1 protein-coding gene is annotated in these 956 nt (G+C 50.8%); it reads right to left on the reverse strand.

The features are described 5' to 3' along the window. Positions 1 to 422: 422 nt before the first annotated feature. Positions 423 to 956: formylglycine-generating enzyme family protein (locus tag AC0QHF_RS13385; RefSeq protein WP_324704718.1), on the reverse strand; the 534-nt coding region annotated here is incomplete at its 5' end.

The raw sequence follows: 956 nt of genomic DNA on the forward strand, positions 1-956 counted from the left end.
TCCCCAATCATCGACCGATGATTTTGGCTGGTAGGGGCGCAAGGCTTGCGCCCTCGGGGAATTGATTCCCAAGCGGTCTCGATATCCGACCCGTTTTGTTCCGGGCATTCAACCGGATTTGATATTATGGTTCGGGATGGATGCTTGGGAGTAGAAACCGGGTTTCTAGGCAACCATCTGGCGGGGAAAGAGAAACTCTCATAGAAACCCGGTTTCTTAATAGTCGCTAAGGGCGAAGAGTCTCCTTTAAGCGGATCGATTTTTCACGTAATTATTAATTTCCCCCAGTATTGGAAACTTAACATTTCGTTACACACAAACTCGAGCAAAAGAGGTATAATTTAAAAAAATATAAAAAAAGCTCGCTGCGCTCGCAAAAAGGGTAAAATAGAAACAGGGCAAAGGGCAAAAGGGTAAGAGCGCTAAGGGCGAAGAGTCTCCGGGGGGGGACAGGAGACGCGGAAACCGAAGTAGTAGCTGATGAAGGCCGGGTCGACCCAGTAGCGGAGGGCACAGCGACAGAATACAGGATTGAAGTACCACGAACCGCCGCGGAGCACTCGCCTTTCTTTCGCGTTCAACAAGTTGACTAAATAATCAATATAGTTATCGTAGATATTTTTTGCATCCCAAACTCGACCATCCGATGGCGCACCGTTGTAGCTGTTGTCATGCCAGGGGTCGGCGCACCACTCCCAAACATTTCCGTGGATGTCAGATAAGCCAAAGGCATTGGCGTGTTGAAACTGACCGACGGGGGTCGTTTTTTCGCGGTAGACACCCTCGGCTTCTGAGCCATAGGTGTAGTTGCCATTGTAGTTGGCGAGGTCGGTGGTCAGGGTTTCACCGACATGAAACGGGGTGGTGGTTCCGGCTCGGGCCGCATATTCCCACTCAGCTTCACTGGGCAATCGGTAGGGTTTGCCGATTTTTTTCGAGAGGCGGGCGCACCACTC

The sequence above is a fragment of the Lyngbya sp. CCY1209 genome, assembly GCF_055795065.1.